The sequence below is a fragment of the Ruegeria sp. BG9 genome, from assembly GCF_056538305.1.
This window is the reverse complement of sequence record NZ_JBQFSY010000001.1, coordinates 448,749-474,553: the sequence shown is the minus strand read 5'-3', so window position 1 is coordinate 474,553 and position 25,805 is coordinate 448,749. Positions and strand designations below refer to the sequence as shown.

23 protein-coding genes are annotated in these 25,805 nt (G+C 59.0%); 12 read left to right on the top strand and 11 right to left on the bottom strand.

Annotation, left to right across the window (positions count from 1 at the left end; translation table 11 throughout):
* Nucleotides 1-147 precede the first annotated feature (147 nt).
* Nucleotides 148-906, bottom strand: a complete 759-nt coding sequence (locus ACR0I8_RS02390) for a DsbA family protein (RefSeq protein WP_170373987.1) — start codon at nt 904-906, stop codon at nt 148-150.
* A complete protein-coding gene (locus tag ACR0I8_RS02385; RefSeq protein WP_170688835.1) occupies nt 903-2,285 on the bottom strand; it encodes a M48 family metalloprotease in 1,383 nt (460 codons plus the stop codon). The genes ACR0I8_RS02390 and ACR0I8_RS02385 overlap by 4 nt, the downstream gene beginning before the upstream one ends.
* Here ACR0I8_RS02385 and ACR0I8_RS02380 point away from each other — a divergent pair.
* From ACR0I8_RS02380 to ACR0I8_RS02355, 6 genes are all read left to right on the top strand, one after another.
* Entirely contained in the window at nt 2,284-3,444 is a 1,161-nt protein-coding gene (locus ACR0I8_RS02380; RefSeq protein ID WP_170373985.1) for an aminotransferase class I/II-fold pyridoxal phosphate-dependent enzyme, read from the top strand. The genes ACR0I8_RS02385 and ACR0I8_RS02380 overlap by 2 nt on opposite strands.
* 66 nt (nt 3,445-3,510) lie before the next feature.
* Nucleotides 3,511-4,731, top strand: coding sequence for an N-acetylmuramoyl-L-alanine amidase (locus ACR0I8_RS02375; RefSeq protein WP_170688834.1), 1,221 nt, complete (start codon nt 3,511-3,513; stop codon nt 4,729-4,731).
* Between the two features lie 94 nt (nt 4,732-4,825).
* Complete coding sequence (locus ACR0I8_RS02370) at nt 4,826-7,315, top strand: PBP1A family penicillin-binding protein (protein ID WP_170688833.1); 2,490 nt, start codon at nt 4,826-4,828, stop codon at nt 7,313-7,315.
* Between the two features lie 112 nt (nt 7,316-7,427).
* Complete coding sequence (prfB, locus tag ACR0I8_RS02365) at nt 7,428-8,552, top strand: peptide chain release factor 2 (RefSeq protein WP_170373982.1); 1,125 nt, start codon at nt 7,428-7,430, stop codon at nt 8,550-8,552.
* A gap of 190 nt (nt 8,553-8,742) precedes the next feature.
* A complete protein-coding gene (locus tag ACR0I8_RS02360; RefSeq protein WP_170688832.1) occupies nt 8,743-10,143 on the top strand; it encodes an amidase in 1,401 nt (466 codons plus the stop codon).
* Nucleotides 10,144-10,166: 23 nt separating this feature from the next.
* Entirely contained in the window at nt 10,167-10,940 is a 774-nt protein-coding gene (locus tag ACR0I8_RS02355) for a DUF2189 domain-containing protein (protein WP_170688831.1), read from the top strand.
* A 2-nt stretch (nt 10,941-10,942) separates the two neighbouring features.
* Here ACR0I8_RS02355 and ACR0I8_RS02350 read toward each other — a convergent pair whose 3' ends face one another.
* The 3 genes from ACR0I8_RS02350 to ACR0I8_RS02340 all read right to left on the bottom strand — a co-directional run bounded on the left by ACR0I8_RS02350 (nt 10,943) and on the right by ACR0I8_RS02340 (nt 14,294).
* Entirely contained in the window at nt 10,943-11,635 is a 693-nt protein-coding gene (locus ACR0I8_RS02350) for a helix-turn-helix domain-containing protein (RefSeq protein ID WP_170688830.1), read from the bottom strand.
* A 280-nt stretch (nt 11,636-11,915) separates the two neighbouring features.
* Nucleotides 11,916-12,476, bottom strand: coding sequence for an acetolactate synthase small subunit (gene ilvN / locus ACR0I8_RS02345; RefSeq protein WP_170373979.1), 561 nt, complete (start codon nt 12,474-12,476; stop codon nt 11,916-11,918).
* A gap of 66 nt (nt 12,477-12,542) precedes the next feature.
* Nucleotides 12,543-14,294 (bottom strand): acetolactate synthase 3 large subunit, encoded by a 1,752-nt coding sequence (locus tag ACR0I8_RS02340; RefSeq protein ID WP_170688829.1) that lies wholly within the window; start codon nt 14,292-14,294, stop codon nt 12,543-12,545.
* Between the two features lie 425 nt (nt 14,295-14,719).
* Here ACR0I8_RS02340 and ACR0I8_RS02335 point away from each other — a divergent pair, with 425 nt between their 5' ends.
* Nucleotides 14,720-15,565, top strand: coding sequence for a HalD/BesD family halogenase (locus ACR0I8_RS02335; RefSeq protein ID WP_170688828.1), 846 nt, complete (start codon nt 14,720-14,722; stop codon nt 15,563-15,565).
* A 46-nt stretch (nt 15,566-15,611) separates the two neighbouring features.
* Nucleotides 15,612-15,995: a bleomycin resistance protein gene (locus ACR0I8_RS02330; protein ID WP_170688827.1), complete on the top strand. Its 384-nt coding sequence runs from the start codon at nt 15,612-15,614 to the stop codon at nt 15,993-15,995.
* Nucleotides 15,996-16,074: 79 nt separating this feature from the next.
* Here the strand turns inward: ACR0I8_RS02330 and ACR0I8_RS02325 are convergent, their stop codons facing one another.
* Nucleotides 16,075-16,713 (bottom strand): response regulator transcription factor, encoded by a 639-nt coding sequence (locus ACR0I8_RS02325; RefSeq protein WP_170688826.1) that lies wholly within the window; start codon nt 16,711-16,713, stop codon nt 16,075-16,077.
* Complete coding sequence (locus ACR0I8_RS02320; RefSeq protein WP_170466340.1) at nt 16,710-18,143, bottom strand: cache domain-containing protein; 1,434 nt, start codon at nt 18,141-18,143, stop codon at nt 16,710-16,712. The genes ACR0I8_RS02325 and ACR0I8_RS02320 overlap by 4 nt, the downstream gene beginning before the upstream one ends.
* Before the next feature lie 248 nt (nt 18,144-18,391).
* On the opposite strand from ACR0I8_RS02320, the gene ACR0I8_RS02315 reads away from it, so the two are divergent.
* The 3 genes from ACR0I8_RS02315 to ACR0I8_RS02305 all read left to right on the top strand — a co-directional run bounded on the left by ACR0I8_RS02315 (nt 18,392) and on the right by ACR0I8_RS02305 (nt 22,893).
* Nucleotides 18,392-19,474 (top strand): TRAP transporter substrate-binding protein, encoded by a 1,083-nt coding sequence (locus ACR0I8_RS02315; RefSeq protein WP_170373973.1) that lies wholly within the window; start codon nt 18,392-18,394, stop codon nt 19,472-19,474.
* Between the two features lie 120 nt (nt 19,475-19,594).
* Nucleotides 19,595-20,521, top strand: a complete 927-nt coding sequence (locus ACR0I8_RS02310; protein ID WP_170466343.1) for a TRAP transporter small permease subunit — start codon at nt 19,595-19,597, stop codon at nt 20,519-20,521.
* Nucleotides 20,522-20,538: 17 nt separating this feature from the next.
* Nucleotides 20,539-22,893 (top strand): TRAP transporter large permease subunit, encoded by a 2,355-nt coding sequence (locus tag ACR0I8_RS02305; protein ID WP_170688825.1) that lies wholly within the window; start codon nt 20,539-20,541, stop codon nt 22,891-22,893.
* A 125-nt stretch (nt 22,894-23,018) separates the two neighbouring features.
* Here ACR0I8_RS02305 and ACR0I8_RS02300 read toward each other — a convergent pair whose 3' ends face one another.
* The 4 genes from ACR0I8_RS02300 to ACR0I8_RS02285 all read right to left on the bottom strand — a co-directional run bounded on the left by ACR0I8_RS02300 (nt 23,019) and on the right by ACR0I8_RS02285 (nt 25,236).
* Nucleotides 23,019-23,408, bottom strand: a complete 390-nt coding sequence (locus tag ACR0I8_RS02300) for a VOC family protein (RefSeq protein ID WP_170688824.1) — start codon at nt 23,406-23,408, stop codon at nt 23,019-23,021.
* Nucleotides 23,409-23,415: 7 nt separating this feature from the next.
* Complete coding sequence (locus ACR0I8_RS02295) at nt 23,416-24,240, bottom strand: arginyltransferase (protein WP_170688823.1); 825 nt, start codon at nt 24,238-24,240, stop codon at nt 23,416-23,418.
* A 75-nt stretch (nt 24,241-24,315) separates the two neighbouring features.
* A complete protein-coding gene (locus tag ACR0I8_RS02290) occupies nt 24,316-24,747 on the bottom strand; it encodes an RDD family protein (RefSeq protein ID WP_170688822.1) in 432 nt (143 codons plus the stop codon).
* Between the two features lie 66 nt (nt 24,748-24,813).
* Nucleotides 24,814-25,236 (bottom strand): DUF2852 domain-containing protein, encoded by a 423-nt coding sequence (locus tag ACR0I8_RS02285; protein ID WP_170688821.1) that lies wholly within the window; start codon nt 25,234-25,236, stop codon nt 24,814-24,816.
* A gap of 79 nt (nt 25,237-25,315) precedes the next feature.
* Between ACR0I8_RS02285 and ACR0I8_RS02280 the strand changes: the two genes are divergently transcribed.
* Nucleotides 25,316-25,765 (top strand): DUF4440 domain-containing protein, encoded by a 450-nt coding sequence (locus ACR0I8_RS02280; RefSeq protein WP_480702688.1) that lies wholly within the window; start codon nt 25,316-25,318, stop codon nt 25,763-25,765.
* Nucleotides 25,766-25,805: the final 40 nt, after the last annotated feature.

Genomic DNA, 25,805 nt, shown 5'->3' with positions numbered 1-25,805 from the left:
AACGGGACACACCGTTCTGACGCCAAAATGACGTTTTTTCTGCTTTGGGCTCAAAGCCGACTTTTGCGGCAGTAATGCTTTGAGATCTTTTGTGTTTCCCGAAACATCGCGCCCGTGCGTATGGGGCGGCAGGGCCGCCCCAAAGACTTACCCTTGTTCAGCTCGCACGCCGTCTGCGATCTGCTGCATCTGATCCGCTGGTAGGAAGCCGCGCAGCATTTCGGTGCCTAGAACGAAAGAGGGCGTGCCGGTGATCTGCATGCGTTGTGCCAGCTCTCGGGTGCGGGTGATCTCTTCGGTGACCTGGTTGCTGTCCATCGCTGCGATGATGGCGTCACTGTCCAGACCAAGCCCGTCCGAGATGCGGCGCAGGGTCACTTCGCTGGGTTCTCCGCTGAATTCCATCAGGGCGTCGTGGACCTGTTTATAGGCGTCATCCCCGGCGACATGTTTGGTTGCCACGGCGAAGCGCGAGGACAGAACCGAGGCATCGCCCAGGATCGGGAACTCTTTGATCACAAGACGGATATTGCCGTCCTCGGCCAAAAGGCTGGCCACCTCGGGCACGGCACGGCGGCAATAGCCGCAGCGGTAGTCCATGAACTCGACCAGGGTGATGTCGCCATCCGGATTGCCGCCCACCCAGCTATAGCCGTCATTGAACAGCTCATCCGCGTTCGAGGCGACCAGATCGCGATCTGCCTGTTCCTGAGTCGCAGCGTTGCGCTCCTCTAGGATTGTGATCGCTTCGATGATCACTTCGGGATTTTCCAGCAGATACTCGCGCACCTGCGCTCCGAACTCGGCCTTTTCGGCGTCGCTGAGCGCGTTGAGGTCTAGCGCCTGCGCCGAAGTCGATATCAGGGAAAGCCCCAAAAGGGCGGGGGCTGCATGTTTCAGGATCATTTGCGTTTCCTTTTCGCTTTCTCTGCGCGTTTCGAGGCAATCAACACATCTTGTGCCCTTTGCCAACCCGGTGAGCCTTCGGGAAGTTGCCCGATGGCCCGTCTTGCGTGTATGCCTGCATCGGCCAGTCGGCCCTGCAAGGCGTATCGTTCTGCGGTGACGGTCGAGGCCATCCCGTTATTGCCCACTTTGGAATAAGCCACTCCCAAATCTCGCATCAGCCGCGCGTTGCGGTAGTCGCGGGCGCGGGCTTTCTCAAGCGCTTCTAACGCCGTGTCGGTCTGGCCTTGTAGCAGCAGCGCTCGTCCGTATCCGGCAAGGATCAGCGCGTCGTGCGGCGCCATTTCAACCGCTTGGGCATATGAATTAACAGCCTCGGATAATTGCCTGTTTTCCAGAAGGATTTGCCCTTTCAGTTCATAGTAGAAGGGATCTTCGGGTCGAATTTTCAAGGCTTCATCTATCGCTGCGCGCGCACGGGCCAGATCGCGATTCTGGTGATGGGCCGACGCCTCGCGCATCATTCTGATGTCGTAAGCCGTTTCCTCTTTCGCGCGGCGCATTGTCCAACTCGGAGAGCGCAGAAAGGCCGAGAGCTTGCCCTTCACCCGTGCAAACCAATAGTCGGCGGTTTCATTGGGTTGGGTCTGATCGCCGAACTCGTCCAGAAACGCCTCAGCCGCGCGCAAGCGGTCCCGGCTGGTGGGGTGCGAGCGCATATAGGGGTCTTGATTGGCCGTGCTCAGCAACTCCTGACCTGCGAATTTGCGGTGGATCGCGACCATCCCCTTGGGTGAGATTCCGGCCCACCGCAGATAGCTGGCCGCGCTGCGATCGGCTGAGGCTTCCTCGGCCCGTGTGTGCCCCAAAAAGCCGCGAATGGCCGCGCCTTGCGTCCCGGCTGCAATCCCGGCAGCGGCTTCCCCTCCGCCCGCCGCGGCTGCGATCAGAGCAAGCGCCGTGCCAAGGCTCGCCTTACGCTGTGCGTCTTGTAGGTTTTGGTGACGGCGGGCCAGATGACCGTTGGCGATATGGGCGGCCTCGTGGGCGATGACGGCTTGCAGCATTTCGGGGCTGTCGACCGACAGGATCAGGCCGTAGTTCAGGTAGATCGCGTTGTAGTCGATCACGAAGGCGTTGAAGGTGTTGTCGTTGACTACAAGAATACGCACCTGATTGGTGCTTAGCCCGGCTGCGCGCAGCACCGGAAAGGCCAGTTCGCGCAGGCCGAACTCGATATCGGGGTCGCGGATCAGGCTTTGGGCGTGGCTCTGCGCTGCCGCCGTCAGCCAGAGGACAGCCGCAAGTATCAGGGCCGGGATTGACGCCAGCCGGGATACGCGTTCAAAAGCCATGGCTGCAACATGGGAGATGGGCATGAGAAACTCAACCCGGTCCGGGGTCGATCCGTTTATTGTGATGGACGTGATGGAGGCCGCGCGCAAAGCCGAAGAGGCCGGACGCCACATCATTCATATGGAGGTCGGCCAGCCCGGAACCGGCGCCCCGAAAGGAGCGACCGAAGCCCTCGCCAAGGCAATGGAGCAAGGCCCGTTAGGTTATACCGTCGCGCTTGGGCTGCCCGCTCTGCGCCAGCGGATCGCGCAGATGTATGGCGAGTGGTACAATGTCGATCTGAACCCCGAACGGGTGGTGGTGACACCGGGGTCTTCCGGCGGGTTTTTGCTGGCCTTTACCGCGCTGTTCGACAGCGGGGATCGCGTGGGGATCGGCGCGCCGGGCTATCCGTCCTACCGTCAGATCCTCAAGGCGCTTGGGCTGGTGCCCGTCGACCTGCCGACCTTGCCCGAGAATCGGCTGCAACCGGTGCCTTCGGATTTTGCCGGGCTTGATCTTCAGGGCCTGATGGTCGCGTCCCCCGCCAATCCGACCGGCACTATGTTGGATCACGCGTCGATGGGCGCGTTGATCGACGCCGCGCAGCGGCAGGGTGCCTCGTTCATCAGTGATGAGATCTACCACGGGCTGGAATATGAGGCCAAAGCCGTCACTGCGCTGGAGCTGACGGATGAGTGCTATGTGATCAACTCGTTCTCGAAGTATTTCTCGATGACCGGTTGGCGGGTCGGTTGGATGGTCGTGCCCGAGGATCAGGTTCGCGTGGTTGAACGGATTGCCCAGAACATGTTTATCTGCGCGCCCCATGCCAGCCAGGTGGCCGCCCTGGCCGCGATGGATTGCGACGAGGAGCTGCAGGCCAATCTCGACGTCTACCGCCGCAACCGCGAGCTGATGCTCGTAGGGCTGCCAAAAGCCGGTTTCACGAATATCGCGCCACCTGACGGGGCATTCTACGTCTATGCCGATGTCTCTGACCTGACAGATGACAGCCGCGCCTTTGCAGCCGAGATTCTGGAAAAGGCCGGTGTCGCCGTCACGCCAGGTTTGGACTTCGATCCTGAGCGCGGACATACGACCCTGCGATTCTCCTACGCAAGGGCCACTGCCGATATTCAGGACGGGTTAGAGCGTCTGCGCAGCTTCATGGCCGAACGCGGCGCGTTGCAGCCGGTGTAAAGCGTTCACAAGAGGGGGCGGATGCGCTAGGGTCACGCTCAAACGATCTCGGGAAAACTTGAGGCCATGAGCAGGATTTTCTATTGCATCGCGCTGATCTGGGCGCTGTCCGGTGCCGCATTGGCGCAGGACTACATTGCGCTGGCGCGCGTGCAGCCGGACCAAAGCCGCATCATTGATTCCGGGCGCACGGCGGTTCAGGTCGATCTTGGCGTCAGTCAGGGTGTGCCTTACCGTATCTTCACGCTGCGCGATCCCTACCGCATGGTTCTTGATTTTCAGGAGGTCGACTGGACCGGCCTCAACGCCGAAGAATTTCTGCAAACCGACCGGATCAGCGGCGTACAGTTCGGGGCCTATGTCCCCGGCTGGTCCCGCATGGTGCTGGAGCTTGGCGCACCGATGGCGGTGGACACGGCCGAGCTGAAGATAGATCAGACCACGGGCGCGGCGCTGTTGATCCTTCAATTGGTCGGTACCGATTTTGACACGTTCAACGCGTCCGCGGGCGTGCCGCAGAACCACGGCTGGGATCTTCCCGAACCCGCCGTCACCACGTCCGAGGTCGCGCGCAATGTGGCGCAGGTCATGCGGGTGATGCTGGACCCCGGCCATGGCGGTATCGATCCGGGCGCCGAGTTTGGCGGCATTGACGAGAAAACCATGATGCTGACCTTCGCGCGCGAACTACGTGAATTACTATTAAGGTCAGGTGGTTACGAGGTGGTGCTGACGCGGGTCGAGGATCAGTTCGTCTCACTAGAGCGTCGTATCGCTCTGGCACACAGGGCGGGTGCAGATGTGTTTATCTCGCTGCATGCCGATTCCCTCTCTGACGGGCAGGCCCACGGCGCGGCGGTCTATACCTTGTCAGAGGATGCCTCGGACGTGGCCAGCGTCAAACTGGCCGAGCGCCACGATCGGGGCGATCTTTTGTCTGGGGTCGATCTGAACGGGGCAGATGATCAGGTCACCGATGTGCTGCTGGATATGGCGCGGCAGGAGACCAAACCCCGCACAACATCGCTTGCAGGCGCGATTGCCAATGGGATGGCGCAACAGGGCGGGCCGATGAATCGCAAACCGCTGCGCACCGCATCGTTTTCGGTGCTTAAGGCGGCAGACATACCGTCCGTTCTGGTCGAACTTGGGTTTCTTTCCAGCCCCAGAGATTTGAAAAACATCAAAAATCCCGACTGGCGCGCCAAAATGGCGCTGGGGATTTATCAGGGGCTCGAGGACTGGCGGCAGCAAGATGTGATCAGGCGGTCCCTGATTGGACAGTGACCTGACGACGCAAAACGGCTAGAATGCGCTTGTGGTTTTGACCCTCGGGCTTGGCATCCCTATATAGGCGGCAGCGCGAAAAAAAGGCAGTGACGTGATCCGGTTCATTCTATCGATTTTCGGGGCAGTTTTCAGCCTCGTGACTTTGGGTATCTTCATGGTTGCGCTGGTTATCGGCGCGGTCTTTTGGATGTATGGTCGCGACCTGCCCAGCCACGAGTCGCTTGCACAGTACAAGCCTCCCACGATCAGCCGGATCTATTCCGGCGAAGGTCAGCTGATTGACGAATTTGCCCAGGAACGCCGTCTGTTCACCCCGTCCGAGGAAATCCCCGATCTGGTGAAACAGGCCTTCATCTCGGCGGAAGACAAGAATTTCTATACCCACCAGGGCTATGACCCGCGCGGCATCATCGCCGCGGGTGTCGAGGCAGTGCGCACCAAGGGTGAAACCGTACGTGGTGCCTCGACCATCACGCAGCAGGTGATGAAGAACTTCCTGCTGTCAGGCGACCGTCGGGCCGAGCGCAAGATCAAGGAAATCATCCTTGCCACCCGGCTTGAGGACACGCTCGACAAGGAACAGATCCTAGAGCTTTACATGAACGAGATCTTTCTGGGTCAGAACTCATATGGTGTGACCGCTGCGGCGCAGACTTATTTCAACAAGACCCTGCAGGAACTGGCCCCGCATGAGGCCGCGATGCTGGCCGCGATGCCCAAGGCACCGTCGGACTATCACCCGGTCCGTCAAAAGGAACGCCTGCTGGCCCGCCGCAACTATGTTCTGCGCGAGATGAACCAGAACGGCTACATTGATCAGGCGACTTATGAGACCGAGGTCGAGATGCCTCTGCGTTCGGTTCAGAACGGGGATTTCGAAAGCTTCCGCACTGCCTTGCCGCCGCGCGATTACTTCACCGATGAAATCCGCCGTCAGCTGAGCGAAGACTTTGGCGAGGGTGAGTTCTTTACGGGCGGCTTCACCGTACGAGCCTCGGTCGACGAAGAAATGCAAGTAGAGGCCGCGCGTGCGCTGCGCGAGGCATTACAGAAATACGACCTGTCACGTGGCAGATGGCGTGGCACGGGCGAGGTGATCGCCGAAGAACAGCTGGCGGATGAGGGTCAATGGCGCGATGCGCTGGCGCAGATGGAGATCCCCCGTGACGTCGTTTTGCCGACCCAATGGTACCCGGCTGTTGTGCTGGATGTGGCCGAGCAACAATTGACCGTCGGTATTGAGGATGGCCCCGCCGACGGTACCATCCCACGCTCTGACATCAAATGGATGCAGGGCAACTTCTTCGATAATTTCAAACGCGGCGATGTGATCCTAGTCATGGCCGGGGAAGAGGGCCAATGGTCCGCCCGTCAGGTGCCCGAAGTGCAGGGCGGCTTTGTCGCGATGGATGTGAACTCGGGCCGCGTTCTGGCGATGCAGGGCGGGTTCTCGTATCAGGATACCGTGTTCAACCGCGCCACGCAGGCGCAGCGTCAGCCGGGCTCCTCGTTCAAGCCGTTCGTTTACGCGGCCGCGCTCGACAGTGGCTACAGCCCTGCGACGATCGTTGTTGACGCTCCGATTGAGGTGAATACCCCTCAGGGCCTGTGGCGCCCCAAGAACTCGTCGAACAAATTCTACGGACCGACCCCGTTGCGCACCGGGATCGAACAGTCTCGGAACCTAATGACCATCCGTCTGGCGCAAGAGGTCACGATGCCCGTCGTCGCGGGCTATGCGGAACGGTTTGGGGTGTATGACCGAATGGGTGCGTTTCTAGCCAACTCGCTCGGGTCCGAAGAAACCACGCTGTATAAAATGGTTGCGGCCTACGCGATGTTCGCAAATGGCGGTGAGCGGGTCGAACCTACTCTGGTCGATCGGATTCAGGACCGCTTTGGCAAGACAATCTATCGCCATGACGATCGCCAGTGCCTCGATTGCAACTCGACCTGGTTGGAGCCAAACGAGTCGCCGACCATCGAGACCAACCGCTCGCAGGTCATGGATGCGATTACCGCCTATCAGCTGACCTCGATGATGAAGGGTGTTGTGGATCGTGGGACAGCGTCGCGCTATGTCAACCTGCCGGTGCCGACGGCGGGCAAGACCGGAACGACCAACGAATCCAAGGATGCTTGGTTCATCGGCTTCACCTCGAACATCGTGGCCGGTTGCTATATCGGTTATGACCGTCCGCGTCCGATGGGCCGGGGGGCTTATGGTGGCACCATGTGCGGGCCGGTCTTCCAGAGCTTCATGGAAAAAGCCGTTGAGAAATACGGCGGTGGTCCGTTCGAGGTGCCCGAGGGCGGTCACTTCATCAAGATCGACCGTTTCAGCGGCGCGCGCCTGCCTGATGACGCATCCGGAGAATATGTCGTGGCCGAGTTCTTCCGTGATGGTGTGGATGGGTTTATCGACCGCGTTTATGACGGCGGCTTTGCCATCGGATCGGACCTTCCGCTGTTCGAAGAAGCGCAACGCGCAGGCGTTCAAGTCCAAACCTCGACCGGTAGCACCGTCACTGTTGGCCCCAAAGCTTCGCAAGGGGATTTGAGTACCGGCGGCCTTTACTGATCGCTTTGCAAAATCTCTGACGGCCAGACGTGCAATCCCGTCTGGCCCGTCTTGTGGTGGCCTTCTGCTCTTGCTATCACGCAGTCCTGTTTGACCAAGTTGGGGCAAGACCATGCGCGCCGAAACCCAGAATATCGTGGCGGAAATCGAAAAGTCGCTAGAGCTGCTGGCGCAGCGTATGGACTATGAAACCGCGCCCCATCGGCTTGAGGAATTCAATGCGCGGGTCGAGGATCCGAACCTGTGGGACAGCCCCGAGAACGCGCAGAAACTGATGCGCGAACGGCAGATGCTGGTCGATGCGATTGAGACTTACGAGTCCATCAAAACCGATCTCAGCGACAATATCGAGCTGATCGAGCTGGGCGAGATGGAAGAGGATGAAGAGGTTGTTCAGGACGCCGAAGCCTCGATCAAGTCTCTGAAGGACAAAGCCGCGAAGAAAGAGCTGGAGGCACTGCTGGACGGCGAGGCTGACAGCAACGATACCTTCCTCGAGATCAACTCGGGCGCCGGCGGGACCGAGAGCTGTGACTGGGCCTCGATGCTGGCGCGGATGTATGTGCGTTGGGCGGAGAAGAAGGGCTATACGGTCGAGCTGCAATCCGAGACCGCGGGCGAGGAAGCCGGGATCAAGTCGGCGGCCTACAAGATTTCCGGTCACAATGCCTATGGTTGGCTGAAATCGGAAAGCGGCGTGCATCGTCTGGTACGAATCTCGCCTTATGACTCGGCGGCCAAGCGGCATACCTCGTTCAGCTCGGTCTGGGTTTACCCCGTGGTCGATGACAATATCGAGATTGAGGTGAACCCGGCCGATATTCGGATTGATACCTATCGGTCCTCGGGTGCAGGTGGTCAGCACGTGAACACCACGGACTCGGCAGTGCGGATCACGCATATCCCGACCGGGATCGTTGTGACCTCATCCGAAAAGTCGCAGCACCAGAACCGCGATATCGCCATGAAGGCGCTGAAATCACGCCTTTACCAGCAAGAGCTGGATCGTCGGAACGCCGATATCAACGCGGCGCATGAGGCAAAGGGGGATGCGGGCTGGGGCAACCAGATCCGGTCTTACGTCTTGCAGCCTTATCAGATGGTGAAGGATCTGCGGACCAATCATGAGACTTCGGATACCAAAGGTGTTTTGGACGGAGATCTGGATGGGTTCATGGCGGCGACGCTGGCATTGAACGTGGCGGGCAAAAGTCGGTCCGAGGCGCAGGGCGACTAAGTCTGGGCAGGGGGCGCTGCCCCCGCCGCGGCAAGCCGCGACTCCCCCGAGATATTTTTGGCCAGATGAAGGGGATCCGGGTGGTGCTTGGCCATTCGGGAAAAGATGTATTTAAACAATGGGTTTTATTGGTCGGGGTGCGCGGCTAGGCTGGATTTGAACCAAACAGATCGAGGTGATTGAAACCCGGATGGATATCACTCAGCTTTCCGCAAAGGCGCTGGTCGATCAGCTGTCATCTGGTGCTGTTTCATCGGTCGAGGTGATGGCTGCGACGCTGGAGCGTATTGGGGCCGTAAATGGAGCGGTCAATGCGATTGTGGCCCTGCGCGACGCGGATGATCTGATGGCCGAGGCGGTGGCACTGGATGCGGGCACCAATCGGGGGCCACTGTATGGGTTGCCGATTGCAGTGAAGGATCTGGTCAATGTCGCTGGGATAGTGTCGTCGCAGGGATCGCCGCTGTTTTGCGATTTTGTGCCCGAACAGGACGATCTGATTGCAGCGCGGATGCGCGCGGCGGGGGCAATCTTGATTGGTAAGACCAACACGCCCGAGTTCGGACTTGGCTCGCACACGTTCAACCCGGTCTATGGCGCGACCCGGAATCCCTATGACGGCGCGCGTACATGTGGCGGGTCGTCTGGTGGCGCGGCGGTTGCTTTGGCGACCGGGATGGTCGCGTTGGCCGACGGCTCTGACATGATGGGAAGTCTGCGCAACCCGGCCGCGTGGAACAACGTCTACGGATTTCGCCCTAGTTGGGGGCGGGTGCCGTCGGAGCCTATTGGGGACGTGTTTCTGCATCAGTTATCGACCCTGGGGCCGATGGCGCGAAGCCCTGAGGATCTGGGGCTGTTGCTCGACGTGATCTCGGGCGCTGATCCCCGGTCACCTTTGGTTGCGGACGCCGGGCACGTGAGTCCCGTTCAAGCCGCTGATCTGCGCGGGGCGCGGATTGGTTGGTTGGGAAATTGGGGCGGCGCATTTCCGTTTGAGGACGGCATTATGGACCTTTGCCGCGATGCCCTAGGTGTTTTCGAAGAACAAGGCGCAATGGTCGAAGATGTGTCTCCGCCCTTCGATGCCGAAAAGATGTGGGACAGTTGGGTTACCCTGCGGTCCTGGGCGGTGGCAGCGGGACTGCAGCCGTTGCGGGGCAATTCAGAGGCCTTGAAGGACAGCGCACAGTGGGAGTTAGAGCGGGGCTTGGCGTTATCCGCGATGCAGGTGCATGAGGCCAGCGTTACCCGGTCGGAGTGGTTCCGGCGGGCGGCTGAGCTGTTTCAGAACTATGATGCTTTGGTTTTGCCGGCCGCACAGGTCTGGCCGTTCGATGTCGAGCCGCCGTATCCGCGTAAGATTATGGGGCAGGCGATGGATACCTATCATCGCTGGATGCAGGTGACGGTGCCGGTCAGCCTGATTGGTTTGCCCTGTCTGGCTGCGCCTGCCGGGTTCGGAGCGGAAGGCCTGCCAATGGGCTTTCAGCTATTTGGGCCCAAGGGGTCGGATGCGCGGCTACTGTCCATGGGTGCCGTGTATCACGACGCAACGACATGGCCGCAGAAAAGACCCGCGATGAGATAGGGCCAGACGGGGAGGAGAAACAGATGGAAAGACCTTTCGGAGCGCCTCAGATGCGCCCTGTTGACAGTGGGATGCTGAAACAGGCGATGCGGCGGGCGTGGGTTGACCTCCGCAGGGCGCCGCTGTTCGGCTTGATATTTGCGGGGTTTTATGTGCTGGCGGGCTGGGCGATCGCCTGGGTGACCCTTCGGACGGGAACAAGCTATTGGCTGGTCCTCGCCGCGATCGGGTTCCCTCTGATCGGACCGTTTGCGGCGGTCGGGCTTTATGAGGTCTCACGTCGCTTGGAGGCGGGGGAGGAGCTTGATTTCAAGGCGATATTCGGAGTCGTTTTACAACAGAGCCGCCGCCAGTTGCCCTCAATCTCCGCGATCATCGTGGTGATGTTTCTGTTCTGGTTCTTTCTGGGTCATATGATCTTTGCCCTGTTCATGGGGCTGTCGACGCTGACGAACGTGTCTTCGTCGCTCGAGGTATATCTGACGTCGAACGGGTTGATGATGCTGGCCGTAGGGTCGGCCGTCGGGGCGGTCTTTGCCACCATCCTCTACATGATCACCGTGCTGTCCATCCCGATGCTGCTGGACCGCGAGCTGGATTTCGTGACGGCAATGATCGAGAGCTTCTCTTACGTGAAGGCCAACTTTCCGGTCATGATCGGGTGGGGCATTTTCATCGCCGTGCTGACGTTTGTCGCGATGGTGCCGTGGTTCCTGGGATTGCTGCTGGTGCTGCCGCTTTTAGGTCACGCAAGCTGGCACCTGTATCGCCTGATCTGCGAGGATGACCCGAGCTAGCGCTAGTCGGGCCTGTGGGCCTTTATCAGCTTGCGCGCGGCGCCGAGCGCATCTGTTGCATCCTGCCCCAGCCGGGTCAGGGTCACGGGGCGCGCGTCGTCTTTGTCCGGGCGCGTGTAGCTTGTACCTTGCCAGAGGGTCTCTTTCTTGCTGACCACATAGACCCGGCTGTTTTGGCCGTTACGACCGGAAATCAGCATGTAGACATAATCGCCGGAACAGCTCGCTATACCGCGCACCTCTCGTGCCATGGATGGGCTGCCGGGCATCACGCTGCGCGGTGTGAAGCCACGGATCAACGTGCATTGTGGCAGCCGTTTGGCGTGCAAAACAATGGACGTCCGGGTGTCCGTCGCCGCATAAAACCCCGGCGGAAAGGTGCAGTCGTGGGTGGCCTGAGCGCCCGAGCCGAGGAATTGCGTCAGAGTGGCGTTCACATGATGCGTATTGGCATCCGGGATGTCGTCAAGCGGGGTCAGAACGATACGGGCATCCACATCAAAGAAGCGGCATATCCGGTCCAGAACATCCGCGCGCGGAAAGCTCTCGCCCGCAAGATACCTGTTGAACTGCGTTCGGTTGATGCCTAGTTCGCGGCACAATGCAGAAATCGAAGGGTAGTTTCGCGCCAAGCGTCTGAGGTTCGCGCCGAACATGGCGCGAAGTTCGTCCGGGCTGCGCGTATCCTCTGGCATCGGTTCCCCCTGCATCGGCGGTTTCAGTCGTGAAAACAGCGGTGCAGATCGGCAGACCGGATGTGTGACCGAAATCGTAAAGATGACCCCAAAGCAACGTTTCCCCACGCCGCGTTGCACCAGAGATGCTAATCCGACGTTGGGTAAAGGCAATAGGTATTTGTCTACTGGGGGTGACCTTTACAGTTTATTTGCAGGCTTTTTTGCGCGAAGTATCAAATAGACATTTGCCGAAAAAAGCGAAGGGTCCCGGCGATGCCCTGCCGGGACCTTGCAGTTGTCAGTCGCCGCGCAAAAGGGCAGCAACGCCAGTTCTGGCGATTTCGACGAGCCCCAACGGGCGCATGAGGTCAGCAAAAGCATCGATCTTGTCGGGAGCGCCCGTGATCTCAAATATGAACGAGTTCAACGTGCTGTCGACCACATTGGCGCGGAAGATATCGGCCAGACGCAGCGCCTCGACCCGCTTGTCGCCTTCGCCAACGACCTTGATGATCGCCAGTTCCCGCTCGACCGAGGGGCCTTCGACAGTCAGGTCATGGACCTCGTGAACCGGCACGATACGGCCCAGCTGTGTTTTGATCTGTTCGATCACCTGCGGGGTGCCGGTGGTCACGATGGTGATGCGGCTAAGGTGCCCAGTGTGGTCGACCTCGGCCACGGTCAGGCTTTCGATGTTGTAGCCACGGCCCGAGAACAGGCCGATCACGCGGGCTAGAACGCCCGGCTCGTTCTCAACCAGAACCGCAATCGTATGGCGCTCCTGCACGTCCGAAAAGGTCGGGCGTAGGTTATAGGCCGAATGGCGGGTAGAGCCTTTTTTGATATGTAGGGCAGACATTTACGTCCCTTTCATCATCTTGCGAAAACCGGGCGTCGGGCGCCCGGTCAATTCCGACGAATGTTGCTAAACCAGAACCGAACCTTTGGAGTCGATCACGCCCTGCGTTTCGGCCTCGCCCAGCAGCATCTCGTTATGGGCTTTGCCCGACGGGATCATGGGGAAGCAGTTCTCGTGCTTTTCAACAAGGCAATCAAAGATTACCGGACCGTCGTAGTTGATCATCTCCATGATCGCGTCGTCCAGATCGGCTGGGTTTGAGCACAGGATGCCCTTGGCCCCGAAGGCCTCGGCGAGCTTGACGAAATCGGGCAGGGCCTCGGACCACGAATGCGAGTACCGCTCACCATGCAGCAGCTCCTGCCACTGGCGGACCATGCCGAGGCGTTCGTTGTTCAGAATGAACTGTTTCACCGGCAGACGGTACTGAACGGCGGTGCCCATTTCCTGCATGTTCATCAGCCACGAGGCCTCGCCCGCCACGTTAATCACCAGCGCATCCGGATGGGCCATCTGCACACCGATTGAGGCCGGAGTGCCATAACCCATCGTGCCCAGACCGCCTGAGGTCATCCAGCGGTTGGGGTCCTCGAACCCAAGGTACTGCGCGGCCCACATCTGGTGTTGACCAACCTCGGTCGTGATATAGCGGTCGTGGTTTTTCGTCAGCTCTTCAAGGCGTTGCAGCGCGTATTGCGGTTTGATCGTCTTCTCGCTGTTGGTGTAGGCGAGGCAGTTGACCTTGCGCCAGTCGGCAATCTGCTCCTGCCACTTGGCGACGGAGGCCGCATCGGTCTTACGTCCGCGCGATTTCCAGACCTTCAGGATATCTTCCAGCACATGGGCGACGTCGCCGACGATCGGGATGTCGACGCGGATCACCTTATTGATCGACGAAGGATCGATGTCGATATGCGCTTTCTTTGAGTTCGGCGAGAACGCGTCGATCCGCCCGGTGATCCGGTCGTCGAACCGCGCGCCGATGTTGATCATCAGGTCGCAATCATGCATCGCCAGGTTGGCCTCGTAGAGACCATGCATACCCAGCATGCCCAACCAGTTCTCACCTGACGCCGGATAAGCGCCAAGGCCCATCAGGGTCGAAGTGATCGGGAAACCAGTGGCATCCACCAGTTCACGCAGCAATTGGCTGGCCGCGGGGCCCGAGTTGATAACGCCGCCTCCGGTGTAGAAAACGGGTTTTTTGGCGGTTTCTATCGCGGCGACCAGTTCGGTGATTTCTTCCAGATCGCCCTTCAGAACAGGCTGATAGCGAGAGGTCGAGGTCTTGGGGCCGGTATAGTCACCCGATGCAAACTGCACGTCCTTGGGAATGTCGATCAGCACCGGACCCGGACGACCCGAAGTGGCAACGTGGAACGCCTCGTGCATGGTTTCCGCCAGAGAATCCGTGTCCTTCACCAGCCAGTTATGCTTGGTGCAGGGGCGGGTGATGCCGACGGTGTCGGCCTCTTGGAACGCGTCCGAGCCGATCATGAAGGTCGGGACCTGACCGGTCAGAACAACAATCGGGATCGAGTCGAGCAGCGCATCCGTCAAACCGGTGACCGCGTTGGTCGCGCCGGGGCCGGATGTCACCAGCGCAACGCCGGGTTTGCCAGTCGACCGGGCATAGCCTTCGGCCGCGTGGACCGCGCCTTGCTCATGCCGCACCAGGACGTGACGAATGTCGTTTTGCAGAAAGATCTCGTCATAGATCGGTAGGACGGCGCCACCGGGGTATCCGAATACTGTGTCCACGCCCTGATCCTTGAGGGCCTGAACCACCATCTTTGCGCCGGTCATCTCACGTGTCATCTGCTTTGCTCCGTTCGCGACATGTGTCTTGCGTTTGCCAAAAAAAAGCCCCCGAGGTTTTCGGAGGCGCATGGGTTCGATTGTGGTTTTCCGTTACCGGCCCATACGCATGTTTCCTACGATTACGACTAGCGTGTTCATCGCCAGAGGCTCCTTATCAGCTTGCAGGGGACATTATGTTCGGCACGACGGAGCGTCAACAGGCAATCGTATGAATTTCATGACCGGATTGATGAATTTTGCGACATTTTGTTGCGCAAAATGCCTCATGTCGGGAATTTCCGGTAAAACAGAAGGGGTCGCGTGGTGTTTTGACGGATTTCCGACTTGTCTAAATCCGCCAACACGATGTCTGAAATGAACCAGAAGCGCGCCAGGTGCTGCGGCAGGCTACTTTGTATGAGGGGCAAATAGGGAGGTCGGCCTTGCTGCAGGAACTCGTGGATTTGGGGCGCTATCCGATTGATCGTCCGGACTCGACCGCGTACCGCCAGTTGATCGGTGATTTGCGCCGGGAACTTGAGTATGACGGTTGCGCGGTTCTGCCGGGCTTTGTGCATGAGGGCGGGTTGGAGCAGTTGCTGGTAGAGGCAGATACCGTCGCGCCCAAGGCTCATCGGTCCTTCAACCGTACGAATGTTTATTTCACCAAAGATGACCCCAGCTATGGGATCGGGCATCCGGTGCGTCGGTTCTATGACCGGTCGAATGCATTTGTACCTGCGGACAATTTCCCCGGATCAGGGCCTTTGCGGCGCATCTACGAGTTTGACGGTTTTCTGCCCTTCATTCGCGATGCGCTGGATGAGCCTGAGGATCGGTTCTTTCGCTATGATGATCCGTTGGCGGATGTCATCATCAATGTCGTGGAAGAGGGGCAGGGGTTTCCCTGGCATTTCGACACCAACAACTACACCGTGACTCTGGCCATTCAGAATGCCGAAACAGGTGGTGCGTTTGAATATGCCCCGGATCTGCGCAGTTCAGAAGATGAGAATTTTTCAGCGGTAAGGGCTGTTCTGGATGGCAATATGCAGGCCGTTCGCCGGATCGACTTGCAGCCCGGTGATCTGCAAATTTTTAAGGGTCGCTATGCCCTGCACCGAGTTGCGCCGGTTGAAGGCGCGCGCACGCGCTACGTTGGCATCTTCTCGTTTGTGGACACCGAAGGCATGTGTGGCGGGGTTGAGAGGACGCGGCAGCTCTATGGCCGGGTTCTGCCGCATCACTACGCACGTGAGGGTCGCCGGGCTGATGAATTGTTGGACTGAGTTGCCGACACAGGTAGATTAGGGCCCATTCAGGGAGGGCTTTGGCATGGCGCGTATATTGCAACTCACTCCATTTGTTTTGTGTTCGTCGTTGCAGAACCAGATTGATTTCTATTGTGAGCGCTTGGGATTCAGCTGCGGGTTTCAGCAGGACAACTATGCGTTTCTGTCACGCGGGCCGGTGGCTATTCGGCTGCTGGAATGCCCGCCGCGAGAGGATGGCAAGCTGCTGGGGGAAGAGCAGTCTTTTTACATAGATGTCGAGGGAGTTGATGCGCTGTATGACAGCCTCAAACCGGGGTTGGAGGATTTGCCCGAAGGACGTGTGCGCCCTCCGTTTGATCAGCCGTATCAGCAGCGCGAATTTCACGTCATTGACGAGGATGGGACGTTGATCTTTTTCGGTGAGGATATCAGGCCGCGCGGGTAACCCTCCCGCCCATCGTCAACGCGCCTGCGGCGCGCCTCCTCTGGTTGGGCCGGGCAGCGTGTGCCGCGCTGCGGGTGGCTCAGAAGCCGACGCCGGTGCCCTGTAAAACACCATGTTCCAGCGCATAGCGCGTCAGGCCTGCTGTTGAGGAGATGCCCAGTTTGCGTTTGATGTTTTTGCGGTGGGTCTCGACCGTCCGGACCGAGATATCGAGTGCCAGGGCGACTTCCTTATTGGATTTGCCCTGCGCCAGTTCCAGAAGGATGGTCTGTTCGCGCCCGGTAAGGGCTTCGCGGGCGCTGTCGCCTTTGGGCTTCAAGGACCCGCTGGCGCCGGTGCATAGATATTGCTCGCCCTTCATCACCGCATCAATCGCCTGTTTGATCTCATCCGTGGGGACGTCTTTCAGCACATAGCCTTTGGCGCCGTGGCTGAGCGCGGTTGAGATGTATTCGGGGCTGTCATGCATTGAGAGGATCAGGATGCGGGTTTCGGGCAGGCGTTCGAGGATCAGTTCGGTCGCGCTCAGGCCGCCGAGGCCGGGCATGTTCAGGTCCATCAGGATCACGTCAGGGGTCAACTCGGCCGCATGATCAACCGCGGCCTGACCGCTGCCCAGAGTGCCGACGACCTCGATCTCTTCATAGCTTTCGAGGATCGACTGGATACCCTCGGCTACCATGGGGTGATCGTCGACGATGAGGACTCGGATGGTCATGTCCCGGCCTTTCGGTTCGGTGTTGCGTCTTCCTGCGGCGGCAGCAGGTGGCTGAGGGGCAGGCTGACTTCGATCACCGTACCCCCGTGCGGGCCGCGTGATGACAGAATACGCAGCGTGCCGTCAAGCTGTTCGATCCGTTCCTGCATGTTCCGCAACCCGATGCCGGTGCCGCTCTGATCTGGTTCAGAGCGCAGCCCGCGCCCGTCATCGGTGATCCGCATGGTCGCGCCTTTTTTGTGCCCGCGCAGGTCGATTGTAACATGCGAGGCGTCTGCGTGGCGCTCAATATTGGTCAAAGCTTCTTGAGCGATGCGGTAGAGTGCGATCTTGCTGTCCTGATCCAGCCGGTTGCGGAAGACGACGGTCGAAAACTCGGTTTCGATCCCTGTGCGTTCGCGGAAGTCATCGGTCAGCGCCTTGAGGGCGGGGCCGAGGCCCAGATCATCTAGAACACCAGGTCGCAAGTCGCGGCTGATGCGGCGCACTTCGGTGATTGCCGTGCCAAGGTGATCAATGCCCTTGTCCAATGGGGCCTGCGCGCCGGCGTCGTCGCCACGCGACAAGCGCCTTCGCGCATTGTCCAGCGCATAGCGGACACCGACAAGAATCTGGCTGATCCCGTCATGCAGCTCGCGCGCGACGCGGCCGCGTTCTTCTTCTTGGGCGTCGAAGACCCGCTGGGTTAGCTCTTTCAGCTTGGCATCTGCAAGCCGACGCTCGCGTATGTTCAGCAACATGCCCGAGGCAAAAACGATCAGAACCGAGGCGACAACGATGGCGCCGATATACATGAAGGTGCGTTGGACCCGGTCCTCGACCTCGGCGCGGGCATTGGCGACGGTGGCCAATATGTCGTCGATGAAGACACCGGTGCCCACGGCCCAACGCCAATCCTGCAGGCCCACAACATAGGCGATCATCTGCGCCTCTTCCCCGGTCGAGGGCTTTTCCCACATGAAACTGTGCCAGCCTGCACCTTGGCGTGCGAGACGGATGAACTCATCCACGACCGGAGTACCGTCGCTGTCGGTCAGACCGTCCCAATTGCGGTTGATGAACTGGGTCTGGCGGGGGCTGACCAAGTTCGTGCCGTCATAGTCATAGACAAAGAAGAACCCGTCCTGCCCGTAGATCATCGCCGACAGAATCTGAGTTACCAGCGTTTTGGCGACGTCATCGTCAGGTTCAGCGCGCCCGTAGATATAGGCAAACCCGTTGCGCGCCTGTGTGACGTAGTTCTTCAGTTCTTCCTTCTTGGCCTCGATCAGGCGTAGCTCCAGCGCCTGTATTTCGCGCTCGGATGTCGCTCGGGCCTGATAGGCGACCAGAAAGGCAATGGCCGCGACGGCAACGACCAGAGGGATGGCCGCAACCAAAGACAGTTTCTGCGCATAGGTCAGCGAAACCAGATGTCGGAGTCTTTGCATGGTCGAATCGATACGCAAGCGGCGGCGAAAATGCAAAAAGATTGAGCGTTTCTGGGGGTAAATGCCCTCGGGAACGTGGGATGGCTGGCTTTTTTGCCGATTTTATCTGCGAAAAACGGGCAGAAATTCGGGTTTCTACGCAGTAGTAGGTATTCCCTTTCATATCCCTGCCTCTAGGCTCCGATCCATTGAAAGCGACAGGCCCGGACACCTCCGGGTGATGACTTATGAAGGGGAGGAACACTCATATGGATCGTCGTTCATTTCTGAAGAAATCTGCTCTGGGCGGCTCGGCTGCTGCGGCTACCGCACTGGCGGCACCGGCTTATGCGCAGGGTCAGCGGACCCTGACCATGGTGACCTCGTGGGGTCGTGGTCTGGCCGGGGTGTTCGACAGCGCACAGCGCTGCGCCGACAGCATCAACGCGATGTCCGACGGCAGCCTGAATGTTGAAATCAAAGCAGCAGGCGAGCTGGTTGGCGCGTTCGAAGTGTTCGACGCCGTTTCTTCCGGTCAGGCCGACATGTACCACGCTGCTGACTACTACTTTGTGGGGCAGCACCCAGGCTATGCCTTCTTCACCGCTGTTCCGTTCGGCATGACCGCGCAGGAACTGGTGAACTGGTACTACCACGACGGCGGTATGGAGCTGCATGACGAGCTGGGCTCGATCTTCGGCCTGAAGTCCTTCCTGGCGGGTAACACCGGCGCGCAGGCAGGCGGCTGGTACTCGAAAGAGATCAACGGCCCCGAGGATTTCCAGGGTCTGAAGTTCCGTATGCCAGGTCTGGGTGGCCAGGCGCTGGGCAAACTGGGCGCATCGGTTCAGAACATTCCGGGTTCGGAAGTGTATCAGGCGCTGTCCTCTGGCGCGATTGACGGCACCGAGTGGATCGGCCCCTGGGCGGACGAAAAAGCGGGCTTCCAGGAAATCACCAAGACCTACTACACCGCGGGCTTCCACGAGCCGGGCGCAGGTCTGTCGCTGGCGACCAACCGCGACGTGTTCGACGAACTGACACCGGCCCAGCAGAAGATCATCGAGATCGCAGCGGCCGAAGCGCACCAGTGGAACCTGGCGCAATTCCTGGCGAACAACGGTGCAGCCCTGCAGCGTCTGCAGTCGGGTGGCGTGAAGGTCATGGAATTCCCAGACAGCGTTTGGGATGCGTTCGGTCAGGCTTCGCAAGAGGTTCTGGACGAGAACATGGGCGACGAGCTGTTCAAGAAGATCCACGACAGCGCAATGGCGTCGATGGCATCGTCCTCGGGCTGGCTGAACCTGTCGTCGGGTGCCTACACCGCTCAGCGCGACCGCGTTCGCGGCTAATCCCAAGTGAACTGACCAAACGGTTTCCCCGCAATCGCGGGGGAGCCTTTCTTGTTGCATATGCGCGGACCCATCATGCCGCTATAATTTGCAGTGCAACTGACGTGACCCGGGGACAACATGCAGGACGATAACGGTATCTCGTTTTTCGGCGCCCTGTGGAATGGACTGATCTGGTTCATTCAGAACATTGCCGAAGCCTTCTATAATTTCGGATATGCGATCACGCATCCGCAGCTGTGGCTGGATTGGTCCGACAAAGAATCCATCATGCGCTTTGTCTACTACGGAGGCTCGGTCGAGTTCTTCTTCGTGGTTTTCACGCTGTTTCTGGTGCTGACAGCCATCGGCCTCTACTACCGAAACGTGATGTGGGGCATGGTGCGCGGGCTCGAGGCATTCGCCAACACAACCGGGCGGTTCTTTGCCTGGGCGGGTTTGCTGATGGTGATCCAGCAGATCGTTATCGTGTTCATGCAGCGTGTCTTTGCCCGGCCTGATATGTCCTTTGGTCTGGGTATTCCCTTCAATCAGGACATCAGCTGGTTTGCCGAAGAACTGAAGCTTTATAACGCGATGGTCGTCTGCCTGTGCTGCACTTACACCTTCGTGCAGGGCGGGCATGTGCGGGTTGACCTGATCTATGCCGGTATTAGCCACCGTGCCAAGCGCGTCGTTGATATGTGTGGCGCCGTTCTGTTCATGATGCCAATGGCCGTGCTGACCTGGATGTATGGCTGGTATTTCATGTGGCGGCACCTGATCGTGCCAAAACCCTCGGCCAGTGACACGCTGGACAGGCTGGTGGCCAAGTCGCGCGCCCTGCGCTGGAACGTGGAAACCATCGGCTTCAGCCCGAACGGTTTCAACGCGTATTTCCTGTTCAAAATCCTGCTCGTGATCTTTGCGGGCATGGTGTTCTTGCACGCGGTTGCCTTCCTATGGCGGTCGTATCTGGAATACGTGGAAGGGCCGGAAAGCGCCGGAAAATACCTCGACAAGGATAGCCTTGGTGAGGGTGAAGAAGCCTACGAAGGCGCACATTAAGGACGGAGACCAAGACAATGCTATTCGGACTTGATGGCGTCGAGATAGGCCTCATTATCGTATTCTTTTGCCTTTTCGGAGGCATTCTCTCAGGCTTCCCGGTGGCCTTTGCCATCGGTGGGGCGGGTGTGATCTCCTTCGGGATCATCGCCGCGCTGGACAGCGCTGGATTGCTGATCCATCAGGCGATTGACACTGGCTCACAAGCCTATCGAGACCTGGTGAATTCCGGGGTCAAACCCGATACGGTCTCGGTCTTCCGATACCCGGACTTACCAAGGATAGGCGAGCCGGTTTTCCCCTCGGGTTGGGAAACCGCGCTGGACCGGAACGTTTCCTTCATCGTCAACCGCATGAACGAACGGGTTCTGGCCGGTCAGTCGATTGAAACCCTTCTGGCCGTGTTGATGTTCGTTCTGATGGGCATCACGCTGGAGCGTTCCAAGATCGCCAATGACCTGCTGACAACGATGGCGCGTGTCTTTGGACCGCTGCCCGGTGGTCTGGCCGTGTCGATTGTTGTCGTGGGTGCGTTTCTGGCCGCCTCGACCGGGATTGTTGGTGCGACCGTGGTGACCATGGGCCTTTTGGCGCTGCCGACGATGTTGCGAAACAACTACTCGCCCGAGTTGGCGACAGGTGTGATCGCGGCCTCGGGGACACTTGGGCAAATCATCCCACCCTCGATCGTGATTGTTCTTCTGGGTACGCTGGCGGGTGACCTTTATTCGACGGCACAGGAAGAGCGTGCGGTCGAGGCGGGCTGTACCGATGCGCTGACCTTTTTGGGGGAACCTGCGGTGGTCTCGGTTGGAACCTTGTTCCAAGCGGCTTTGTTGCCGGGGATCATGCTGGCGTTGCTCTACGCGCTCTATGCCTTTGGCTATGCGCTGCTGAATCCGGACAAGGCTCCGGCCGTTGAGCTGTCGGGTGGCTCTGGTGAGACGATCACCCGCTCTGAGGGTCTGACCTGGCTGCTGGGTGCGCCGGTTGCGATCATCGTCGGTGCGGTGCTTCTGGGCAGCGCGGGTGTGATCGGCAGCCAGAACATCTCGGTCTCGGCCTTCTCGGATGTGGGGCAGGGTGCGTCTTTGCGCACGAATGTCTCGGCTGAGTGTCAGGCCTCGATGATCGAGCTGCATGGCCAATCCGCCTGGGATCAGGCCGTGGCCGAGCAAGAGGCAATCGACGCCGCCGGTGGTGTTGCCAGCGCCGAGCGCCTGAGCGAGGAGGAACTCGCTGCAGCCCGTGACGCCAAGATCGCCAATGCGGCTCCGATCGGAACGGGCGTTTCGATTGTGGTGGTGCTGCTGGCGCTGACCTTGGTTCTGGGTCGTGGCATCGCGCCTTCGCGCTCGCCGCAACCTCTGATCGTTGGGGCGATTGGCCTGTTGTTGATGCTGTTGGTGGATATTCTCTTCATCCAGCCGACGACCTCATCCGGGGCGACATTCGTTTTGCTGGCAATCCCCTTCGCCATCGCGATCTACGGCTGTAAAGAGGCCGCCGCCCGCTGTGCCACCAACGATCTGATCCGAGTAGTGTTCCCGCCGCTGGTTCTGATCATCGCGGTGCTGGGTTCGATCCTTGGCGGTGTCACTAATCCGACACCCGCTGCGGCACTGGGTGCCGGTGGTGCGATCATGCTGGCTGCTTACCGTAAGCTGCAGGATCAGGGCCGGTCCGGTAGTGTGATCATCTGGTCGACCTTTGCAGTCATCATCTGTTTGCTGATGGGTGTGAATTTCGATCTGCGTATCAATCAGGGCAATGTCCCGGTTGAGACCTGGGTCGCCTTCATTCTGGCTTATGCGACGTATCTCTACGCGCTGTTCGGTCTGCTGTTCGGCTGCTGGGTCCTTTTCTCCAGCGGGGTTCTGACGCCCGTGGTGCGCGAGACGGCGAAGGTGACCTCGATGGTGTTTACCATCCTGATCGGGTCGCAGTTGCTGAACCTTGTTGTGATCTCCTTCGGGGGTGAGCATTACATCCAGCAGTTCCTGCGCAGCTTCGACAACGAGTTCACGGTCTTCCTGATCGTGATGCTGGTGCTGTTCATTCTGGGCTTTGTGCTGGACTTCCTCGAGATCATCTACATCGTGATCCCGATTGTTGGGCCGGTGATCTATGGCGGGTCGTTCGATCCGAAATGGGTGACTATCATGGTGGCGGTGAACCTGCAGACCTCGTTCCTAACGCCACCCTTCGGGTTCGCCTTGTTCTACCTGCGTGGGGTCGCACCAAAAGAGGTGACGACAGGCCATATCTATCGCGGTGTCGTACCGTTCGTGATCATTCAGGTCGTCGGTATTGCGATCCTATGGTTCTTCCCGACCATTGTGACCATCGTGCCGGATCTGATCCCGAACTGATCACTGAGTTTAGTCCAAATGAAAAAGGGGGCCTGGAAGGCCCCCTTTTTGCTTTCTTGGTTGAGTTTTTATGCGAAGCGCTTTCGCGGACTTTAAAAGAGTTATCTTCGGCCGGATGAACGGGATCAGGCGAATTGGATAAGGTCCCAACGATTGCCGAAAGGGTCCTGCCATACCGCGACTGTGCCGTAGGGTTCGACACGGGGCTTTTCTTCGAAATGGACACCCTTTGCGTGCATCGCTGCGTGATCGCGTTGGAAGTCATCGGTTTCCAAAAAGAACCCAACACGACCTCCGGTTTGGTTGCCGATAGCGGCCTCTTGTTCGGCCCCGTCGGCTTTGGCGAGCAATAGAGAGGCCTCGCCCGAACCCGGCGGCGTGACGAGGACCCAGCGTTTCCCGCCTCCCAAATCAATGTCTTTGGAAAGGATGAAGTCCAGCGTTGCAGTGTAGAAATTGATCGCAGCATCGTAATCAGGCACCACAAGGGTGACAGCGTGCAGGCTCTGTTTCATGAAAGGATCAGCCTTTGGTGGGGTGGCGGTCAGGCAGTTGGATGTTTGCCACTTGCTCAGCTATCGGGGCCGAGGCGAGAGGGTGGTGCGAGGCATCTGCGAAAGCCTCGGGGTTGGAGATTTTCTCCCAGCGCCCCTGAACATAGGCCTCCAGCCCTGAAAACTTGGCTTTGTAGCCCATTTTCGGACTGCCGGGGACCCAATAGCCCAGGTAGATATAGGGCAGGCCGGCCTCACGCGCGATCTCGATATGGTCAAGGATCATGTAGGTGCCCAAGGAATTCTGCGGCTGGTATGGATCGTAGAAGGAATAAACCATGCTGAGGCCGTCATCCAGAACATCGGTCAGGCTGACGGCGATCAGGTTTCCGGTTTCAGGGTCGGCATACTCCACGACACGGCTGCGGATCGGAGTTTCCTCGATCATCGCGGCGAATTCGAAAACGTCCATATCGGCCATGCCGCCATCGGCGTGGCGGGTATCGAGGTAGCGACGGAACAGCTCGTACTGATCATCGGTGGCCCAGGGCGAGGTTGCGCGGCGCTCTAGGTATCCATTGCGTTTGGCGGCGCGCTTCTGGCTTTTGGTCGGGCGGAAGGCCGAGACGTCGATCCGGGCGGAGAGGCACGCAGCGCAATCAGTGCAGGATGGGCGATAGAGGACGTTCTGCGACCGGCGAAACCCTTGTTGGGACAGTGAATTGTTCAACTGATCCGCGCCTGCGCCTTGCAGAGCGGTAAAGAGTTTGCGCTCCATCCTGCCCTCAAGGTAAGGGCAGGGCTGGGGGGCCGTCACATAGAATTGTGGCGCAATTGGCAGCGTGTGTCGCATGAAGGTCCCATGTAGCCTCGGACCGGATGATAGCAACGGATTTTCAAGCCGCCAAGTGATTCAAGTGTGTTGCGTTCAGGCCCGCTGGTTGATCATGACTGTGCCAAGGAAGGCATCCGTCAGACCCTGGCAGCGTGCGCTGGTCAGCATCATGATGACAGACACGACCTGAACCACGAAAAACGCCATGCTGAGGAAGTATCCGGCCGTGTGGGCCACTGCTTTGCCCATATCCATACGTTCACCGAACGCGTCGCGCAGCTCGATCCCCATGAACCGCATGCCAAGCGTGGCAGACCCGTTCGAGATCGTGATGACCCGATATACAAAACTGATCACGGCGTAGATCAGCGGCAGGAAGAACAGACCTACACCGATGGTCAGGAAGACGGGGACTATGCACAGAAGTGAGATAAAGGCGATGTCGAACAACCATGCGACAAAGCGCTTGGTTGCGACGGATTGGTAGAACTCGGGTTGAGTATCGGGATCGGGCAGGTGGTTCATGGTCTGGTTTCCGAAAGGGTAGGTCGTGTTACCCTGTCCCGAATGGTCGGGACAGGGCAAGTCAATTCAGGCCGGTTCGCCTTTGGCGTCGTCTTCGTGGTTTTCACGGGCGCGTTCATCCATGAACTGGTCGAACTCGGCTTTGTCCTTGGCTTCGCGTAGGCGGCGCAAGAAGTCTTCGAAATCCTGCTGTTCACGCTCCAGACGGGCCAAGGTGTCGGCCTTGTAGGCGTCGAAGGCGCTGTTGCCTGATGGCTTCATTGCACTCATGTGAGTGTGCCAGGATTTGCGGCGGCTGCAGGACTTGCTGAACATGCGTTTGCTCCAGATCATATAGGCCAGAAGGGCGAGGCCCAAGGGCCAGAAGAAGATGAACCCAAGAACCATGGCGGCGATCCAGGCGCCTTTGCCTTTGTCGTCCATCCAAGCCTCGGCACGATAGAGCCACCCCGGATTTGCGGGTGCGGCGGGTTCGGACAATGCGGTCATGTGGTCTCTCCTGGGGTTGATGTAAATTCCTTTCACATGATCTAGATGGGGAGCGCTTGCGGGGTTGCAAGGGGTCGATGTGAAAAAGATTTACATTTTCGGATTGGTTGACGACACAGGTCTCGGGCAGCAGGGTGCGGACATGATGAATGAGAACACAAATGGGCCAACGCTTGCAGAGATCTTGGAGCTGGAAAAACAGGTATGGTCTGCTTTGGTGACAGGCGATGCCCACGCTGACAGGGCGCTTCTGAGCGCTGATTTCCTGGGTGTCTACCCCTCGGGCTTTGCCAATCGGGACGACCATGTCGGGCAGTTCGCTGAAGCTCCGACAATGGCGGAGTTCAAGTTGAGCGAAGAGCGCTTGCGGATTTTGACCCCGGATATCGTATTGCTGTCCTATCGGGCTGACTATGTGCGACCAGGCGCGGAGGAGTGGGAGGCGATGCTCATATCTTCCCTTTGGGAGCGTCGGGCAGGCGCTTGGATCAACAGTTTCAGTCAGGACACTCCGGTCGAACAGGAATAATGCGTTTGCCGCATTGACCTTGCCGCCCAGCGGTGCGCAC

Bases quoted from the DNA above. Each gene is read 5' to 3' on its own strand.
- ACR0I8_RS02285 (WP_170688821.1), bottom strand. From the start codon at position 25,236: ATGACCGCATTGTCCGAACCCGCCGCACCCGCAAATCCGGGGTGGCTC.
- ACR0I8_RS02360 (WP_170688832.1), top strand. From the start codon at position 8,743: ATGGATATCACTCAGCTTTCCGCAAAGGCGCTGGTCGATCAGCTGTCA.
- ACR0I8_RS02340 (WP_170688829.1), bottom strand. From the start codon at position 14,294: ATGACACGTGAGATGACCGGCGCAAAGATGGTGGTTCAGGCCCTCAAG.
- ACR0I8_RS02320 (WP_170466340.1), bottom strand. From the start codon at position 18,143: ATGCAAAGACTCCGACATCTGGTTTCGCTGACCTATGCGCAGAAACTG.
- ACR0I8_RS02380 (WP_170373985.1), top strand. From the start codon at position 2,284: ATGAGAAACTCAACCCGGTCCGGGGTCGATCCGTTTATTGTGATGGAC.
- ACR0I8_RS02350 (WP_170688830.1), bottom strand. From the start codon at position 11,635: ATGCCAGAGGATACGCGCAGCCCGGACGAACTTCGCGCCATGTTCGGC.
- ACR0I8_RS02310 (WP_170466343.1), top strand. From the start codon at position 19,595: ATGCAGGACGATAACGGTATCTCGTTTTTCGGCGCCCTGTGGAATGGA.
- prfB (WP_170373982.1), top strand. From the start codon at position 7,428: ATGCGCGCCGAAACCCAGAATATCGTGGCGGAAATCGAAAAGTCGCTA.
- ACR0I8_RS02330 (WP_170688827.1), top strand. From the start codon at position 15,612: ATGGCGCGTATATTGCAACTCACTCCATTTGTTTTGTGTTCGTCGTTG.
- ACR0I8_RS02355 (WP_170688831.1), top strand. From the start codon at position 10,167: ATGGAAAGACCTTTCGGAGCGCCTCAGATGCGCCCTGTTGACAGTGGG.
- ACR0I8_RS02305 (WP_170688825.1), top strand. From the start codon at position 20,539: ATGCTATTCGGACTTGATGGCGTCGAGATAGGCCTCATTATCGTATTC.
- ACR0I8_RS02390 (WP_170373987.1), bottom strand. From the start codon at position 906: ATGATCCTGAAACATGCAGCCCCCGCCCTTTTGGGGCTTTCCCTGATA.
- ACR0I8_RS02375 (WP_170688834.1), top strand. From the start codon at position 3,511: ATGAGCAGGATTTTCTATTGCATCGCGCTGATCTGGGCGCTGTCCGGT.
- ACR0I8_RS02300 (WP_170688824.1), bottom strand. From the start codon at position 23,408: ATGAAACAGAGCCTGCACGCTGTCACCCTTGTGGTGCCTGATTACGAT.
- ACR0I8_RS02315 (WP_170373973.1), top strand. From the start codon at position 18,392: ATGGATCGTCGTTCATTTCTGAAGAAATCTGCTCTGGGCGGCTCGGCT.
- ACR0I8_RS02325 (WP_170688826.1), bottom strand. From the start codon at position 16,713: ATGACCATCCGAGTCCTCATCGTCGACGATCACCCCATGGTAGCCGAG.
- ilvN (WP_170373979.1), bottom strand. From the start codon at position 12,476: ATGTCTGCCCTACATATCAAAAAAGGCTCTACCCGCCATTCGGCCTAT.
- ACR0I8_RS02290 (WP_170688822.1), bottom strand. From the start codon at position 24,747: ATGAACCACCTGCCCGATCCCGATACTCAACCCGAGTTCTACCAATCC.
- ACR0I8_RS02385 (WP_170688835.1), bottom strand. From the start codon at position 2,285: ATGCCCATCTCCCATGTTGCAGCCATGGCTTTTGAACGCGTATCCCGG.
- ACR0I8_RS02295 (WP_170688823.1), bottom strand. From the start codon at position 24,240: ATGCGACACACGCTGCCAATTGCGCCACAATTCTATGTGACGGCCCCC.